The sequence below is a fragment of the Streptococcus sp. CL8.13 genome, from assembly GCF_049737895.1.
On record NZ_JBKOTT010000146.1, the window covers coordinates 1 to 1,331 of the forward strand.

The following is a 1,331-nucleotide window of genomic DNA, read 5'->3' on the forward strand; positions in this document are numbered from 1 at the left end:
TGGAGATGTCTTCTTCTATCTCATGAAACAAGATTTAAGCCAATATAACTAAAAAAGGAGAAATACAATGGCAAAAGCAATTACAGATGCAACATTCGAACAAGAAACAAAAGACGGTTTGGTCTTAATAGACTTCTGGGCGACTTGGTGTGGTCCATGTCGTATGCAAGGTCCAATCTTGGACAAATTGTCTGAAGAACTTTCAGAAGATGTCTTGAAAATCGTTAAAATGGACGTTGATGAAAATCCAAACACTGCTCGTGCTTTTGGAATCATGTCTATCCCAACTCTTCTCTTCAAAAAAGACGGCCAAGTGGTGAAACAAGTTGCTGGTGTTCACACAGCAGAACAAATCAAGGCCATCGTTGCTGAATTGAGCTAATAAAACGAGAGACCAAGTATTGCTTTGGTCTCTTTTTTCTTACCCTTTGCCATTTTTCAAAAAATATGCTAGACTGTAAGTAGAATATTACGATGTTTGGGACATGCCATCGCTAAAAAAAACCTTGACTTGGTATTTTTTAGCTCCCTCAAGGGAGCTTTTTGCGTGCTCTGAACATTTCTCATTTCGGAAGGAGTACTATGAAACGTCAATCAGCCTTGGTCGTCTTTAGTGGCGGTCAAGATTCAACAACCTGCCTCTTTTGGGCTAAAGAACACTATGAAACTGTTGAAGCCGTCACTTTTTCCTACGGCCAACGCCATCATCTCGAAATTCAAGTTGCTAGAGAAATTGCTAAGGAACAGGGAATTCGTCATCATATCCTAGATATGTCTCTGCTGGGGCAAATCACTGAAAATGCCTTGACCTCTGATCTGGAAATCGAGCAAAAAGAGGGAGAGGTTCCCAATACCTTCGTTGACGGTCGCAACCACCTCTTTCTGTCCTTTGCGGCAGTTCTTGCTAAGCAACGGGGCATTAAAGATATCGTAACAGGTGTCTGCGAGACAGACTTCTCAGGCTACCCTGACTGCCGTGATGTCTTTGTCAAATCCCTCAATGTCACCCTCAACCTGGCTATGGATTACGACTTTGTTATCCAAACACCTCTCATGTGGCTAGACAAGGCTGAAACTTGGGAATTAGCCGACCAACTCGGTGCCTTTGACTATGTTCGTGAAAAGACCTTAACCTGCTACAACGGGATTATCGGAAGTGGCTGTGGAGATTGCCCAGCCTGCCACCTACGTCAACATGGTCTAGATGTTTATCTGTCACAGAAAGGAGAGGCCTAATGTTTTTTTCACCCAAAGAAATTAAACAGGAAACTGGGGAGTCTCTGGTCTACAATCCTCACAGAACCTTGGTATCAAAAGAATTTACCTTCGAC

The 1,331-nt window shown here is 42.8% G+C and carries 2 protein-coding genes and 1 pseudogene; all 3 read left to right on the forward strand.

Going from position 1 to position 1,331, the window contains the following annotated elements:
- Nucleotides 1-67: 67 nt before the first annotated feature.
- A complete protein-coding gene (gene trxA, locus ACLNCN_RS04835) occupies nucleotides 68-382 on the forward strand; it encodes a thioredoxin (RefSeq protein WP_001029575.1) in 315 nt (104 codons plus the stop codon).
- Between the two features lie 200 nt (nucleotides 383-582).
- Nucleotides 583-1,236, forward strand: a complete 654-nt coding sequence (queC, locus tag ACLNCN_RS04840) for a 7-cyano-7-deazaguanine synthase QueC (protein WP_424844743.1) — start codon at nucleotides 583-585, stop codon at nucleotides 1,234-1,236.
- Nucleotides 1,236-1,331 (forward strand): annotated as a pseudogene (locus ACLNCN_RS04845) (6-carboxytetrahydropterin synthase QueD); the annotation flags it as partial. The gene queC and the pseudogene ACLNCN_RS04845, both read left to right, overlap by 1 nt.

Coding starts and splice junctions, on each gene's coding strand:
- trxA (WP_001029575.1), top strand. CDS start 68: ATGGCAAAAGCAATTACAGATGCAACATTCGAACAAGAAACAAAAGAC.
- queC (WP_424844743.1), top strand. CDS start 583: ATGAAACGTCAATCAGCCTTGGTCGTCTTTAGTGGCGGTCAAGATTCA.